Raw genomic sequence first — 15,367 nt, forward strand, 5'->3', positions numbered from 1 at the left:
AGCAGCAGGACGTGGAGCCGCTGCCGGACGTCGGCCTCATTCCATGTGGCAGGCCACCAGCACGTCACCCCTGAACCAAAGCCCAGCTCCTGCGGCCGGCACTCCCATTGGGTCCCCGTATGCAGTACGAACCGAATCCCGTACAGCGCCTGCCGGTCCGGCACACACGGCCGGCAATGGTCAAGAGCTGTGGGTGAGTTGATTTCAGCTCTGGCTGCGGTGGCTGAGGCCGGTCTTGGCAGTGTTGCGGATCCGTTTGGTGCGGCCGGCTTCGGCGAGGATCTCGATGGCCTCGGTGTTCGTCCCGGCGGCGGTCTTGAGCTGGAGCCAGTTGGATGCCGCGAGCAGGTCGTCCGGCTGCCAGGGCATCTTGAGCGTGACGGCGCGGAAGAGTGACCACTCCCGCAGGCGCTGAGCCAGGAAGGGGTGGTCGATCGTGGCCTGGGTCAACGCCTGCGCCCACCCCTCGTAGGCGGGACCGGGGTAGAGGCCGGCGGCTCGACGGTCCAGGTGCCGCAGCAAGGCGGACTGGGCCATCGTCTGGTCCGGATCAGTGAGCACGCTGCCGACCAGGTCGACCTCGTCCGGGTCGGCAACGTGCCCCAGCTTGTCGAGGTAGGCCGCGAAGCGGACGTGCTCGTCCGGGTTCTGCAGGATCTCGTGGACGTTCATGCGGCTGGCTCCTCGCGCTCGGCCAAGACGCCGTTCTCGAACCGTGCGCCGGCCCGGACCAGGGACACCAGGGTGGGCTCCGGTGATCGCGCGCCATCGCGCCTGAGCGGACTCGACCAGCTTGAACACCATTGCAAGCGCGGCCGCCGGGCTGCCCGCGCCCCGTGTGACCTCGGTGCGGAGCTTGACGTGGGAAACGTCGACTCGATGGGGTTGGTGGTCCGCAGGTGAATCCAGTGCTCGGCAGGGAAGTCGTAGAACGCGAGCAGTTCGTCCCGGTCCTCGGTGATCTTCGCGACGGCCTTCGGGAACTTTGCCCCGTAGGTCTTCGAGAACGCCTCGATCGCCTTCTCGGCGCGGGTGCGGTCTTCGGCGTTGTAGATCTCCTGCATCGCCTTCGTCGCGCCGGGCTGCGCGGACTTGGGCAGGCAGTTGGCGACGTTGCGGGCTTTGTGAACCCAGCACCTGTGCGGCCTGGCCGCCGGGAACACCTCGGCGAGCGCCCGCCAAAGGCCCATGGCGCCATCGCCGATGACCAGCTCGGGGTCACGCATGCCGCGTCGGCGGCAGTCGCGCAGCAGGTCGGCCCACGACTCGGTGGACTCGCGCAGGCCCTCGGCCAGGGCGATCAGCTCGTTCGTGCCGTCCAGCCGGACCCCGAGCAGGACCAGGACGCACGAGTGGGCCTGGCCGAGCCGGACCTTCGGGTGCACGCCGTCCGCCCACACGTAGACGAAGTCGCGGTCGGACAGGTCCCGGTTCTGGAAGGCGGCGTGGTCGTCGCTCCACTGTTCGGTCAGCCGTGTCACGGTCGCGGCCGACAGGCCGGCCGTGCCGCCCAGGAAATGCTCCAGCGCCGGGACGAAGTCGCCGGAAGACAGGCCGTGCAGGTAGAGCAGCGGCAGCACTTCGGAGATCTTCGGGGACTTGCGGCACCACGGCGGAAGGATCTTCGAAGAGAACCGCTTGCGCTCGCCGGTCTCATCGTCGACGCGGCGGTCGTTGATCTGCGGGGCCTTGACCTCGATCGGTCCAGCGGCGGTGACCACGGTCCTTGCCTTGTGGTGGCCGTTGCGGACCACGAGACGTCGGCCGTACTCGTCGGTCTCAGCCGACAACTCGGCTATGTACTGGTTGACTTCCGCTTCCAGCGCGGCGGCCAGCATCCGGCGGGCGCCTTCCCGCACAATCTCGTCGATCAGGGAGCCAGACTGTGTGGAGCCGTCGTCGGTGACTACGCTGAGCACGGGCGTTCCTTCCCGACCCGCGCTGCAACGCGGGCCTACTCGGAGACCTTAAGGATCATTCGGGAAGGTACGCCTTCTGCATGCCCTTCCGGAACCGATCCACAAGTCCTGAGCATTGCTCGCTCGGAAGCTGGGGAAAATCGTTCGCGGCCTCTCATTCCGAGCGGCTAACGTGCGCCGGCGTGGACATCAAGAATCCCAAAGAGCTGGTCCGGCGGGGTTACGACGCGCTCTCCCTCCGCTATGACCAGGCATACGGCGCCGAGACGAAGTACCAGTCATGGATGAGCGAACTCTCTGGTCGTATCCCGGCCGGAGGTGCAGTGCTGGATCTCGGGTGTGGAAGCGGGGTTCCCGTCGCTCGCGGGCTGACGGCCGCAGGGCACTGTGTCACTGGCGTCGACATCAGTGATGTGCAGATCCGCAGGGCCCGGAAGCTCGTGCCGCAGGCCCATTTCATCCGCGCCGATGCTACGGCCGTGGACTTCGCATCGGCCTCCTTCGACGCGATCGTCTCTTTCTACACACTGATCCACATCCCGCTTGACGAACAGCTTCCGTTGCTTCGGAAGGTCGCCGGATGGCTGCGACCTGGCGGTTGGTTCCTGGGCACCACCGGTCATCGTGCCTGGACGGGTGTTGATGAGGACTGGCTGGGTGGCGGGACTGCTATGTGGTGGAGTCATGCGGACGCCGCCACGAACCGGGCCTGGATCACGCAAGCCGGGCTGACGGTCGAGCAGGAGGAGTTCGTGCCCGAAGGCGATGGCGGGCACGCTCTGTTCTGGGCCCGACGCTGCTGATGCCCTCCTCGGCCGTCGCCGCATCCGTCTCACCCGACCTTGTCTCTCGGATCACGTGGAGCCCCGTCGGAGCGAAGTGGGCCGGCACGGTCGTCCGACCGGAGAATTCGAGGGGTGGAAACGGTCGCCCGGCCCACGTGCGAGCGCGCCTTTTCACACCTGCACCGGTTCCGCCGACCACGGATCCGCCGGGTTCCCCGTGTCCGGGCCTTCGGGGTCCCGTTGTGCCGATGACTGCTCCTGCCCGGGCGGGGCGCTCTATCGGGTGTCCGGCTCGGATCCGACAAGGGGGAACCGGAGTATGGCGAAGTCGTTCGTTTGGCGGGCGGTGACGGCATCGGCCGACGCCGGCTCGGTCCTGAGTGCGACGGCTGCGCCGCAGGCTGTGGCGGCCGGTCCCGCCGCCCACGGAGGAGAGCCGTACGTGACCAAGCCGTGCCCCGGTGACGCCCAGTACTACCCGGACGCCGGCTCCCGGACGCCGGCCCGTCGAAGTTCTGGGAATGCGGCAACGGCATCGCCTACCTCTTCGACTGCCCCGTCGGCCCGACACTCGACCACCTGGAAACGGCCGGTGTCGTCCCGCATGGTCTCCCGCGCGAGCGTTGGCCCCGCGACGGACCCGTGGTCACGGTCCGGGTGTCCTCGTCGTCCCGGGTCTACTCCTGCGCGGCCCGACGCCACCGTCCGTTCCTCGTTCCAGTGCCGCAGGAGCGGCCCACTCGGAGGTCTCCATGTCCCGCATCGTGGCACCCGGCACCGGTAGCGGACGGGCCGCCGTCGGTGCCGGGTGCCGGTCGGTCACAGCCCTTGCCGGGTGCCCGGTACGGCGGGATCCGCCTGCGCGGAAGCGCGGTTGATGACGAATTGCGAGCCGGGTTCGACCAGGACGTCCCCGTCGCGCGAGTCGGTGATCTTCACGCTGCTGAGCGTCGCGCTGCCGCGCGCGCCGCCCATCGCGAGGATGCCGGAGCCGTTGTTGGACTTGGAGATCGTCACGTTGCTGATCTTCACGTCCGGGATGGCGCCGCCGCCCGTCTTGAACTGGATGCCGTCGTAGGTCGAGTCATGGATGTCGGTGTCGCGGATCGTGACGCCGGGGATGTCCGGGCCCTGCGCGAACAGGGTGATCGCCCCGAACTCCTGGTCCTCGTTCCAGAACGCCCCGCCGGTGCGGTAGAGCCCGTTGTTCGCGATCAGGGTCTGCCCGGAGAAGGGCAGCGGGTCATGGTCGGTCGCGAGCATGATGCCCGGATAGTTCATGGTGTCGTAGACCAGGTTGTTCTCGATCTTGTTTCCGTAACCCCCGTACACGGCTATGCCGTTGGCACGCCAGGGAAGCTGCACCGTGTTGTTGCGGAACACGTTGTCGTGGCCGATGTCGGCGGACTGGTCCTTGACGTACTTGTTGGCCCACACCGCCATCGCGTCGTCGCCGGTGTTGCGGAACGAGGAGTTGAAGACGGTGGAGTTGCGAGTGCCGTTGGTGAAATTGACGCCGTCGGCGTAGGTGTTGCGCATGCGCATGCCGCTGAACTCCAGGCCGTCGCCCGGTCCCCACAGCTCGGGGATGTTGCTGTAGTCGCGGCCGACCCAGGCGGCGACGTTGGCATGCTCGATCCACACGTTGGTGATCTTGGTGTTCTTGCCGAAGCGGCCGTTGAGACCGACGCCGCCCTCCGCGTTGCCGTCGCCGCCGCGGATGGTGCCCGAGCCGAAGATGGCGATGTCGGAGATCTTGGTGTTGTCGTCGATGTCGAAGCCGAAGTTGCCCTCGTGCGGGTGGTTGATGCCGCCCGCGTTCTGCGGCGGGATGAGGGAGTACAGCTGGGAGTGCCACATGCCGGCGCCGCGCACAGTCACGTTCCGGATGCCTACCTGGTTGTACTGGCCCCGGTCCTGCGGGTCGTCGGTGAGGATCTTCTTCTCCTGGCGCCACTGGCCGGCCGGGATCCACACGCAGTCGATGGCACCGTTCTGGTTGGCGGTCACGGCCCGCTGAATCGCGTCCGCGTCGTCGATCCCGTCGCCGGGGACCGCGCCGTACTCGGTGATCGAGGTGCACTCGGCGGGCTTGCTCGCCGCCGGGGCCACCTGCTCCAGGTCCATCAGGTCGACCACGTAGTACGCGGCGTCGTCACCGGCGTCACGCTGCAGCCGGAACGTGGTGCCCTGCGGATAGGTCTGCGCGAGCAGCGCGTGCGACTCGTCGAACAGCCGCCGCGCGTCCCCGCCGGGAGTGTTGGTCAGGCCCTCGGGCTGGTCGGTGTTCCCGTACAGCCAGCTGTGCTTGGAGGACAGCGTCAGCTTCTGCACGAACTTCCCGTCGGCGTACAGGCTCAGCGTCTTCTCCTGGCCGCCGCCACCCGGCGCGTCGGGGATGGAGTTGCGCACGACGATCGAGTTCGCCGCACTCGTCGAGGTGAACTCCACGTACTGGCCGGTCGAGTTGAGACGCACCGACTTGCGTCCCGAGGACTCGGTGGCGAAGTTGGTGTGCCCGAAGGTACGCTCCGCATCGGTCTCCAGGAGTGTGCCGTTGTACTTCCCGTCCTCCGCCTCGTACTCGACGTACGGCAGCGCCGCGCCCCGGCCGACCACGATGGACCGCGCGAAGACGTTGTTGTCCTCGTTCGTCTCGTCGACGGCGCCGGTGGCGTCGGCGGTGGCGGTGAGCGTGGCGCCGCCGCTGGTGGCGGACCAGCTGCCGCCGATGGCGACGGTGGTGCTCTCCCCCGCGGCGAGGGCGGGCGTGGTGCCGTTCAGCGTCGTGCCGCCCACGGTCAGGCGGGTCACCGAGCCGGCGGCGACCGCGCTGGTGCCGCGGTTGTGGACCTTCACCGAGAACGTGACGACCGAGCCGACCGCGGGGCTCGCCGGGTTCGAGGTGATGCCGGTGACCTCCAGGTCGGGGCCAGGAGCCTGGCTGACCGTCAGCCTGCCGTCGGCGGTCAGGCTGTTGTTGTCGTTGTCCAGCTCGACGACGCTGTCGCGCGGGTCCACCACCGCAGACACGGTGTAACTGCCCTGCGCCCGCTTACCGATGGAGACCGGGACCGTGGCCGACGCTCCAACGTCCAGCGCGCCCACCTCGGCGCTGCCCGAGACCGAGCCGCCCACGCTGACATCGACGGTGGTGGCGGCCGAGGCCGCCGACCCGGTGTTGCGCACCGTGGTGTGGACAGTGACGACGTCGCGCTCGCTGGGCTGCGCGGGCTCCCATGCCAGGGCGGATACGGTCAGGTCGGGATTGGGAGCGGCAGTTCCGTTGACCTGGAATTCGGCGATCTGGGCGCCATACCCGGAGGTGTTGGAGTGGATCTTCAGCTGGATGTCGGCGTAGCGACCGGACACCGGGATCGTCACGGTGTTCTGGTTGTTGCCCGGAGCGAAGGTGTAGTCCGCACGCGCCTTCACCGTGCTGAAGCCGTCGGCCGCCTGTGCACGTCCGAGCACTTCGATGCTCTGTGTACGCTGCGCCCAGGCCGGATCGGGGTTGAGCTTGAGTACGACGGAGTCGAGGTCGGCTTCGGTGCCGAGCTTGACGGTGAGCGTCGCAGGGGTGGCGCTCGACTCCCAGTAGGTGCTCGTGCTGCCGTCGTTGGCGTTCTTCGCCACGTAGTTCTGCGTTGTCGAGGACGCCTCGACCGGCTTGTTCAGTGCCAGGTTCGTGGCCGCTTCGGCCGCCGCCGGTGCCGCATGGGCGGCGACGGGCACCAGCCCGAAGGCGGTCAGCGCGGCGCCCAGCCAGACGGCGAGGTGCCGCAGGCTCCGTTGTCTGAGTCTCACTGTGGTCCTCTCGATGTGCGGGTGGGGGGACGGTCGGCTCAGTGCAGGTATGCCTCGAGCTCGCTGAGCTGGGCTGCGGGCCAGCCCGTGTTCGCGGTCACGTGGACCCGCAGATAGCGCGTGGCGGCGGCCGACGCGGGCAGGCCGACGGTCACCGTGTTGCCGGCTGCCGGGTCGAATCGGTAGTCCTTCGAGGTGACGAGCGTGCCGAAGGTGGAGCCGTCGGTGCTGCCCTGAAGCGACAGGGTCTGGGTCCTGGCCTCCCATGCGGCGGCCGGCGGCAGCTTCAGGACGACGCGCCGGACGGCCTGCGCCGAGCCCAGGTCCACGGTGATCGCCTGGGGGAAGGCGTTGTTGGCGGATTCCCAGTACGTGCTCGCGTCGCCGTCGACGGCCTTGCCCGGGGTGTACACGTCGGTGGAGCCGGTCGCGGTGGCGGTCCGGCCCCTGGCGAGGTTGCGGTCCGGGTCGGGATCCGGGTTGCCACCGCCCGGCTGGGGCCAGGTGGAGCAGTCGCCCCAGGTGCCGTCCCAGCCGGAGTTGCCACCGCCGTCGGTGAGCGTGAAGGTGCCGGAATTTGCCGGGTAGGGGCAGTTGTAGACGCCGGCCGCGCCGACGCCGGTGGCCGTGACATTCGCCATTGTGACGGCGCCGGGTGTCTCTGCCTGGACAACGACCGTGCCGGTCCCGTCGACGGTGGAGCCGTCGACGGTGACGTTCTTGACGGCCTTGCCGGTGCCGCCGCCGGAGACGAACTCGTAGGCGCTGTAAGGGCTGTCCCTGATGGTGGTGCCGGTGATCCGGACATTCGCCTCGATGGCGCTGTCGTAGGCGTCCACACGCAGCGCACCCATCGGGTGGCCCCAGTTGGGGTTCATGGCGCCGGTGCGCACCAGTGTGTTCCCGGAGACCGTGATGGTGCCGGCGAGAGGGAGGAAGGGGTCGAGGAACTTCTGGTTGGAGATGGCGATGCCGCTGCCCAGCGCGTTGGTGTCCTGGACCAGGTTCCCCTTGACGGTGATGTCGCGACCGCCGTAGATCGCGATGCCGTTGGCCAGGTTGGGCTGCGAGATCGTATTGTTCTCGAAGGTGTCGTCGCTGTTGGTGGTGTTGAGCGACCACATGGCGAGCGAGTCATCACCTTGGTTGCGCAGGAAGTTGTTGCGTACGGTGACGCCCTTGGCGGTGCCGTTGAGGTTGAGGCCGTCGGCGGTGGTGTCGAGGATGCGGTTGTCCTCGACGACGAGGTTGTCGTTGTTGCCGGTCAGCCACAGGCCGACCTTGAGGTGCTGGATCCACATCCCCGAGACACTGGAGTCGGGGCCCAGCGAGCCGTTGACGAAGTTGTCCGGGTTGCTGTCGACGCGTTCGGTGACCTCGCCGATCACCGCGAAGTCCCTGAGATGCACCTTGCCCGCTGAGTTCGTCTGGTTGATGAACCGCGAGGAGCGCACCACCGAGTGCCAGCTGCCCGCACCCTGGATCGTCACGTTCTCCACGCCGCTCAGCTCGGAGCCCAGCTTGAATTCGCCCGGCGGGATCCATACCGTGCCGCCGCTCGACTTCGCGGCGGCTATGGCGTCACGGAAGCCCTGCGTGGAGTCCTGCGCACCGGTGGGGTCGGCGCCCTTGTCGACGACGGAGATTGCGCCGGACGGGGCGGTGGCGGGGGCCTTGACCTGCTCGAAGTCGGCGACGTCGACGGTGACCTGGGACGAGGCGGCTTCCAGTTTCACCTTGTCGCCGGCCCGCAGGTCACGGCCGAGCAGCAGACGGGCGTTGTCGAAGAAGTGGTGCGTCTTGGCGCCGGCGATCCAAGGGGTGTCGACGTAGCTGTACTTGGAGGTGAGCGCCAGGGACGCGGCGAGCCTGGTGCCGTTGACGTAGACGGCGAGTGAACCGGACTGCCCGTCGGGCACGTTGTAGGCGACATTCACGGCATTGGCCGCCGCGGTCAGGGTGAACTCGACGCTCTGGCCCGCGTTCAGGCGCACGGCCTGCCGGTCCGAAGCCTCGGAGGCGAGGGTGCCCTGGGTGTAATCGGGGCCGATCTTCTGGCCCGTGGTAGTAGCGGATTCCGCCTGGGCCGAGGTGAAGGGGAGCGTGGCACCGACGGCGGCTCTGGGCGCGGGGGCGCGCTGGGCGAAGGCCGGGCCGGTGGCGCCCAGCACGCTGCCCACGAGCGCAACCGCTACCACGAGGACGGACGGGCCGCGCACTGATCCGCGCCCCGGCGTATGACCTGGCGCGTACATGACATGCACATTCATCTCCGGTGCACCTTCCTGATGGGGGTGTCGGGGGTGGCAGGAGCGGCGCTCACTCAAGCATTGCCGCCATACGAGCACAAGATGTCGAGCATGTATTGCAAATAATTGACAGCCTTGAGAAGCAACCGACCAACCAGCGATCTGCTGGACGACTTTGCTCCCCAACCAGATGTAACCCGACATTTCTCCACCGTCTGACTGTCGTTCCTTAGTCGCAATCTTGCAAATCTGAATCAGAATCTTGCGTACATCTGTCCGTCGCCCTATCGTGACGGCACCCATCAGAGCTGCGCTCGGGCGTCACCCCAGAGGAGCCGTAATGAAGCCCCGTAACCTCGCGATCCTTCTGACGACAGGTCTCGCATTCACCGCCACGGCCTGCGGCAGTGATGCGGGCTCCGACGCCGGAGGCGACACCACGATCACCGTGGCGTGCCAGCCGGCGAAGACCGCGCCGAAGCTGCGCAAGGCCTGGAACGACGACATCGCCACGTTCGAGAAGGCGCACCCGGGTGTGAGGGTCAAGAGCACCGACCAGCAGCCCTGCTTCGACCCGAAGACCTTCGCCGCGAAGCTGGCCGGTGGGCAGATGGAGACGGTCTTCGTGGTGCCGGTGACCAACTACGCCGATGTGATCGCCAAGAAGCAGGCGAAGGACATCACGAGCTCGGCCGGCGTGGTGAAGAACTACAAGGACATCAAGCAGGACGTCCGGGACATGGTCACCGAGGACGGCAAGGTGTACGGCATCCCCAACGTCAGCTACACCGTCGGCCTCGTCTACAACCGCGCCCTGTTCACCAAGGCCGGTCTCGACCCCGACTCCCCGCCCAGGACCTGGGACGAGGTCCGCGCCGCCGCGAGGAAGATCGCTGATCTGGGCGACGGCTACGTCGGGTACGGCGAGTACGGCGGTGGCAACACCGGCGGCTGGCACTTCGCGCAGGCCCTGTTCAGCCGCGGCGGAGAGATGGTGCAAGGCGGCAAGGCGGCGTTCAACAGCCCCGAGGGCAAGGCCGTGCTGCAGACCCTGCACGACATGCGCTGGAAGGACCACAGCACGGGCAGCAAGGTGCTGATCGGCTGGGAGTCGCTGATGCAACAGATGGCGGCCGGCAAGACGGGCATGATGCTCGGCGCGCCGGACGTCGTCTCCGACGTGATCCAGAAGTTCCAGGGCAAGGTCGAGGACTACGGCATCACCGGCATACCCGACGGCAAGGCGTCACTGACCGGCGGTGAGGCCTACATGATCAACCCGAAGGCGAGCGCGGCGCAGACCGAGGCGGCACTGCAGTGGATCGACTTCCAGTTCAACACCCCGGGCAAGGGCCGCTTCGATTTCGCCCGCGGTAAGGCCAATGGTGAGGCCGTCGGTGTGCCCAACAACGACTACATGGGCGATTCCGCGACCGGCAAGACCCTCGCCGAGCAGCGCAAGGCGAACGCCGCCCTCCCGGTCGCGAACTACGAACCGTACGTCACCGGGTCCGTCGGCGTCGCGCCCAGGCTGGAGCCGGTCAAGGCCCAGGAGCTGTACGCGGTGCTGGACGTGGCCATGTCCGCGGTGCTGACCCGGGAGAACGCCGACACCGACAAGCTGCTCGCGGATGCGGAGTCCAAGGCGAACTCGATTCTGGCCAGAAGCTGACGGTAACGGACCCGGGGTGCCGCGATGTCGCGGCACCCCGCGGCGGCCCCGCGTCAACGCCCTGGGCCGGGAACTGGAGATCACGATGGAAACACTCACCATGGAGCCGCGCCAGCAGCGGCTCGCGCCGCGGCGCGGCAGGCCACCTTCGAAGCGGCGCCGGGCGACACGGCGGAACCTGACGGCGTACGGATTCCTGTGCGCCGCACTGTTCTGCTTCGCCATGTTCGCGTGGTGGCCGATCATCCGGGAAGTCCTGCTGAGCTTCCAGCAGACCAACCTCGTCGACGAACCGTCGTGGGTGGGCCTGGAGAACTTCCGTACGGTCGTGGACGATCCGGCGTTCGGCCAGGCCTGGCGCAACACCCTCGTGTTCACGGTGCTGGCCCTGGTGTGCGGCTACGTGGTGCCGTTCGCCGTCGCGATCGTCCTGAACGAGCTACGACACGCGCGCGCGTACCTGCGGTTCGTGGTCTATCTGCCCGTGATGCTGCCGCCGATCGTCTCCGTGCTGCTGTTCCGCTGGTTCTACGATCCGGGGCCGGGCCTGTTCAACCAGGTCCTGGATTTCGTGGGGCTGCCGGCCCTGTCGTGGCTGGACTCCACCAGCACCGCACTGATCTCCCTGGTGATCGTTTCCACCTGGATGAACCTCGGTTCCGGCGTGCTGATCTACCTGGCGGCCCTGCAGAACATCCCTGGTGACCTGTACGAGGCCGCGGAGCTCGACGGCGCCGGCATCCTCAAACGGATCCGGCATGTCACGATCCCGCAGACGCGGCTGATCCTGATGCTGATGCTGATGCTCCAACTCGTCGCCACCATGCAGGTGTTCATCGAGCCGTACATGCTCACCGGCGGCGGCCCGGAGAACGCGACAGTCACCGTCGTCTACCTCATGTACCAGTACGCCTTCGTCTACGGCGGCAACTACGGGGCCGGCAGTGCGCTCGGCCTGATGCTCATGATCGTCCTGCTGGCGGTCGCCGCGGTTCAGCTCCGTCTGACCCGAGAGGAGAAATAGGCTCATGCTGAACGCCACCGCCCGCCCTGAAAAGGCGACGAAGCCCCTGAAGCCGAAACCGGACCCGCAGCGCAGGAAGCCGGAGAAGCGCCGGGGTGCCTGGGCCGACGGCCATGCCCGGACCATCGTCTCACCGCTGGAGCTGAAGTCCCGCTGGGGCCGGAAGATCTACTGGGGGCTGCTCACGGCCGTCGTGGTCGTGTTCACCCTGGTGTTCGTCTTCCCCCTGTACTGGATGGTCACCGGCGCAATGAAGACGGGCGAGGAAATCGCCCAGATGCCGCCCAGCCTCTTCCCCGAGTCGCCCGACTTCTCCGTCTTCACCGACGCCTGGGAGCTCTTCGACATCGGGACGCTGCTGAAGAACACACTGTTCTACTCCGTGGGCGCCTGGCTGTTCGCGCTCGCGGTGGATGTCTCCGCCGCCTACGCGCTGTCCAAGCTGCGGCCGATGTTCGGCAACGTGATCCTGGCGGGCATGTTGGCCACGCTGATGATCCCGCCGATCGTCGTGATGATTCCGGCGTACATCACCGTGACCGACGTACCGATCTTCGGCTGGCATCTGCTCAACTCGCCCTGGGCGATCTGGTTCCCGGTGGCCGCCAACGGCTTCAACGTCTTCCTGCTGAAGCGCTTCTTCGACTCGATCCCGAACGAACTCCTGGAAGCAGCGGAGATCGACGGCGTGCCGCCGTGGCGCGTCCTCGTGTCGATCATCCTGCCGATCTCCCGGCCCATCCTCGGGGTGGTTTCCATCTTCACCGTCGTCGCGGTCTTCAAGGACTTCGTCTGGCCGCTGCTCGTCCTTCCCGACAGCGGGAAGATGACCATCAGCGTGGGCCTGTCCCAGACCGCGGGAGCGGTGACGCAGAACCAGATCATGGCCGGGCTCGTGATCGCGAGCGTGCCGATGATCATCGTGTTCTTCTTCTTCCAGCGCAGCATCATGGCGGGCCTGACCGCCGGAAGTCTCAAGGGCTGACCGAGCCCGCACCCGCCATCACCACGAAGCACTCCGCCACCGGTCCGCCTTTCCATGCCCCCGCACTGTCCGGCGACGGAGTCCCACCTGCCCGAAAGGACCGTCCCGTGGCAGCTGTTCCCTCGTCTCCCTCGTTTCGTACCGACGACTGGTGGCGCAATGCCGTCATCTACCAGGTGTACCCCCGGAGCTTCGCAGACGGGGACGGAGACGGTGCCGGGGACCTGGCGGGCGTCCGCGCCCGTCTGCCGTACCTCGCCGAACTCGGCATCGACGCCGTGTGGTTCACCCCCTGGTACCTCTCCCCGCTGGTGGACGGCGGCTACGACGTGGCCGACTACCGCACCATCGATCCGACCTTCGGCGCCATCGAGGAGGCCGAGAAGCTGATCTCGGAGGCCGCCGACCTCGGCATCCGGACCATCGTCGACATCGTCCCGAACCATGTCTCCGACCAACACGCCTGGTTCCAGGCCGCGCTGGCGGCCGGACCCGGCAGCCCCGAGAGGGAGCTCTTCCACTTCCGGCCCGGCCGCGGCGAGCACGGCGAAGTCCCGCCGAACACCTGGCCGTCACAGTTCGCCGGAATCACCTGGACCCGGGTCCCGGACGGCGAGTGGTACCTCCACCTGTTCACCCCGGAACAGCCCGACCTCAACTGGGCCCACCCCGCCGTCCACCGTGAGCACGAGGACGTCCTGCGGTTCTGGTTCGAGCGCGGTGTGGCCGGGGTGCGCATCGACTCCGCGGCGCTGCTCGCCAAGCACCCGGACCTGCCCGACTTCGTCGAGGGCATCAACCCGCATCCGTACATCGACCAGGACGAGCTCCACGACATCTACCGCTCCTGGCGGGCGATCGCCGACGAGTACGGCGGCGTGTTCGTCGGTGAGGTGTGGCTGCCCGACGCCGAGCGCTTCGCCCGCTATCTGCGCCCCGACGAGCTGCATACCGCGTTCAACTTCAACTTCCTGGCCTGCCCCTGGGACGCCGGCCGGCTGCGCCGCACCATCGACGACACCCTTGCCGAGCACGCCCCGGTGGGCGCCCCGGCCACGTGGGTACTGTGCAACCACGACGTGACCCGAACGGTCACCCGCTACGGCCGCGCCGACACCGGTTTCGACTTCGCGGCCAAGACCTACGACACCCCCACCGACCTCGCCCTCGGCACCCGGCGGGCCCGCGCAGCCGCCCTGCTCACCCTCGCCCTGCCCGGCTCGGTCTACCTCTACCAGGGTGAGGAACTCGGTCTGCCCGAGGCAGAGATACCGCTCGACCGCGTCCATGACCCGATGCACTTCCGTTCCGGCGGCACCGACCCCGGCCGCGACGGGTGCCGGGTTCCACTGCCGTGGGCCGCGAACGCCCCCGCCTACGGTTTCGGCTCGCGCGGTGAGCCCTGGCTGCCGCAGCCCGCCGACTGGGCGCGGTACGCCGTCGACCGCCAGGAGAGCGACCCGGAGTCGATGCTCACCCTCTACCGCACGGCGCTGCTGCTGCGCCGGACCGTTGCGGGCTTCGGAGACGGCCCGATGACCTGGCTGCCGTCACCGGACGGGGTGCTGGCCTTCGCGCGCACGAACGGCCTGGTCTGCGTGGTGAACCTCGCCGACCGGCCCACGGATCTCCCGCCCCACGAACGGCTGATCCTGGCCAGCGGGCCGCTCGACGGACAGGGGCGGCTGCCGGGCGATTCCGCGGCGTGGTTGCAGATATAGACATGGCTGGACGCAAAATATGTACAGCATTTGCGCTATTCTTGCGTTCATGACACGACGACTTGCTCAAGTGGCCAAGAAGGTGGGGGTCAGCGAGGCGACGGTCAGCCGTGTCCTCAACGGGAGGCCCGGTGTCTCCGAGGCAACACGGCAGTCCGTCCTCACCGCGCTGGATGTCCTCGGCTACGAGCGGCCGACGCAGCTGCGCGGCGAGCGCGCCCGGCTCGTCGGCCTCGTCATACCCGAGCTGCAGAACCCGATCTTCCCCGCCTTCGCGGAGGTGATCGGGGGTGCGCTCGCACAGCGCGGGCTCACGCCCGTGCTGTGCACGCAGACCAAGGGCGGCGCCGCCGAGGCGGACTACGTGGACCTCCTGCTCCAGCAGCAGGTCTCCGGGGTGGTCTTCGCCGGCGGATTCTTCGCTCAGGGCGACGCACCACATGGCCACTACCAGCTGCTGGCCGAGCGGAAGATCCCGGTCGTCCTCATCAATGCGATGGCTGAAGGCCTCGACTTCCCGTGCGTCGCGTGCGACGACATCGTCGCCGTCGAGCAGGCGTGGCGCCACCTCGCCTCGCTCGGGCACCGGCGCATCGGTCTCGTGCTCGGTCCGCGCGACCACGCGCCGTCGCGCCGCAAGCTGGACGCGGCCCGGGCGGTGGCGCGAGCCGCGGGCACGGAGTTGACCGACGAGTTCGTCGAACGATCGATCTTCTCGCTGGAGGGCGGCCAGGCGGCCGGCACGCGTCTGCTGGATCGCGGGGTCACCGGCATCGTGTGCGGCAGCGATCCGCTCGCCCTGGGCGTGATCCGGGCGGCGCGTCGGCGCGGGCTCGATGTCCCCCGCGACCTGTCGGTCGTCGGCTTCGACGACTCCTTGTTCATGAACTGCACGGATCCGCCCCTGTCGACGGTGCGACAGCCCATCGAAGCGATGGGACGCGCGGCAGTCGACCTGCTGTGCGCCCAGATCCAGGGCGGCGTCCACAACCACCCGGGCGAGCTCCTCTTCGAGCCGGAACTCGTCGTGCGCGGCTCGACCGCGCAGCCGGCGGGCAGCTGACGCGGCGGGCATCGTCTCGTGCGGACACGTAGCGGTGCGCCGGCCGGGCCGTGCTGCGGCGGCTGGCGCACCCGAGGGCGGACGACCCGGAGACCGGCCCGGTCTCCGTCGTCGTCGCGCCGATCCGTTCCGTGCTCCAGCC

The 15,367-nt window shown here is 68.0% G+C and carries 9 protein-coding genes and 1 pseudogene; 6 read left to right on the forward strand and 4 right to left on the reverse strand.

Annotated features, from left to right (window positions below):
- Window positions 1–204 precede the first annotated feature (204 nt).
- Together ACWCPY_RS33255 and ACWCPY_RS33260 are read right to left on the reverse strand one after the other, a co-directional pair.
- A complete protein-coding gene (locus tag ACWCPY_RS33255) occupies window positions 205–672 on the reverse strand; it encodes a hypothetical protein (protein WP_451271277.1) in 468 nt (155 codons plus the stop codon).
- Window positions 669–1,919, reverse strand: a pseudogene (locus ACWCPY_RS33260) (IS256 family transposase). Before ACWCPY_RS33260 ends, ACWCPY_RS33255 begins: the two are co-directional and overlap by 4 nt.
- A 182-nt stretch (window positions 1,920–2,101) precedes the next feature.
- Between ACWCPY_RS33260 and ACWCPY_RS33265 the strand changes: the two are divergent.
- Window positions 2,102–2,722: a class I SAM-dependent methyltransferase gene (locus tag ACWCPY_RS33265; RefSeq protein WP_451271279.1), complete on the forward strand. Its 621-nt coding sequence runs from the start codon at window positions 2,102–2,104 to the stop codon at window positions 2,720–2,722.
- Window positions 2,723–3,523: 801 nt separating this feature from the next.
- Here ACWCPY_RS33265 and ACWCPY_RS33270 read toward each other — a convergent pair.
- Window positions 3,524–6,511 carry a CARDB domain-containing protein gene (locus tag ACWCPY_RS33270; protein ID WP_451271281.1) on the reverse strand — a complete coding sequence of 996 codons (2,988 nt, stop codon included), beginning with the start codon at window positions 6,509–6,511 and terminating at the stop codon, window positions 3,524–3,526.
- A gap of 38 nt (window positions 6,512–6,549) precedes the next feature.
- The gene (locus ACWCPY_RS33275) at window positions 6,550–8,766 is read right to left on the reverse strand and encodes a discoidin domain-containing protein (protein ID WP_451271305.1); all 2,217 of its coding nucleotides are present in this window, start codon (window positions 8,764–8,766) and stop codon (window positions 6,550–6,552) included.
- Between the two features lie 334 nt (window positions 8,767–9,100).
- On the opposite strand from ACWCPY_RS33275, the gene ACWCPY_RS33280 reads away from it, so the two are divergent.
- The 5 genes from ACWCPY_RS33280 to ACWCPY_RS33300 all read left to right on the forward strand — a co-directional run bounded on the left by ACWCPY_RS33280 (window position 9,101) and on the right by ACWCPY_RS33300 (window position 15,225).
- A complete protein-coding gene (locus ACWCPY_RS33280) occupies window positions 9,101–10,432 on the forward strand; it encodes an ABC transporter substrate-binding protein (protein ID WP_451271283.1) in 1,332 nt (443 codons plus the stop codon).
- 85 nt (window positions 10,433–10,517) lie between these two features.
- Window positions 10,518–11,456, forward strand: a complete 939-nt coding sequence (locus tag ACWCPY_RS33285; protein WP_451271285.1) for a carbohydrate ABC transporter permease — start codon at window positions 10,518–10,520, stop codon at window positions 11,454–11,456.
- 4 nt (window positions 11,457–11,460) lie between these two features.
- Window positions 11,461–12,441 carry a carbohydrate ABC transporter permease gene (locus ACWCPY_RS33290; protein WP_451271287.1) on the forward strand — a complete coding sequence of 327 codons (981 nt, stop codon included), beginning with the start codon at window positions 11,461–11,463 and terminating at the stop codon, window positions 12,439–12,441.
- Between the two features lie 107 nt (window positions 12,442–12,548).
- The gene (locus ACWCPY_RS33295) at window positions 12,549–14,162 is read left to right on the forward strand and encodes a glycoside hydrolase family 13 protein (protein WP_451271289.1); all 1,614 of its coding nucleotides are present in this window, start codon (window positions 12,549–12,551) and stop codon (window positions 14,160–14,162) included.
- Between the two features lie 49 nt (window positions 14,163–14,211).
- Window positions 14,212–15,225, forward strand: a complete 1,014-nt coding sequence (locus ACWCPY_RS33300) for a LacI family DNA-binding transcriptional regulator (RefSeq protein WP_451271291.1) — start codon at window positions 14,212–14,214, stop codon at window positions 15,223–15,225.
- Window positions 15,226–15,367: the final 142 nt, after the last annotated feature.

It is taken from the genome of Streptomyces sp. NPDC002403, assembly GCF_053593015.1.

What these genes read in the sequence shown, in the direction of transcription:
- ACWCPY_RS33255 (WP_451271277.1), bottom strand. Translation starts at nt 672, where the DNA reads ATGAACGTCCACGAGATCCTGCAGAACCCGGACGAGCACGTCCGCTTC.
- ACWCPY_RS33275 (WP_451271305.1), bottom strand. Translation starts at nt 8,766, where the DNA reads ATGTACGCGCCAGGTCATACGCCGGGGCGCGGATCAGTGCGCGGCCCG.
- ACWCPY_RS33280 (WP_451271283.1), top strand. Translation starts at nt 9,101, where the DNA reads ATGAAGCCCCGTAACCTCGCGATCCTTCTGACGACAGGTCTCGCATTC.
- ACWCPY_RS33285 (WP_451271285.1), top strand. Translation starts at nt 10,518, where the DNA reads ATGGAAACACTCACCATGGAGCCGCGCCAGCAGCGGCTCGCGCCGCGG.
- ACWCPY_RS33290 (WP_451271287.1), top strand. Translation starts at nt 11,461, where the DNA reads ATGCTGAACGCCACCGCCCGCCCTGAAAAGGCGACGAAGCCCCTGAAG.
- ACWCPY_RS33300 (WP_451271291.1), top strand. Translation starts at nt 14,212, where the DNA reads ATGACACGACGACTTGCTCAAGTGGCCAAGAAGGTGGGGGTCAGCGAG.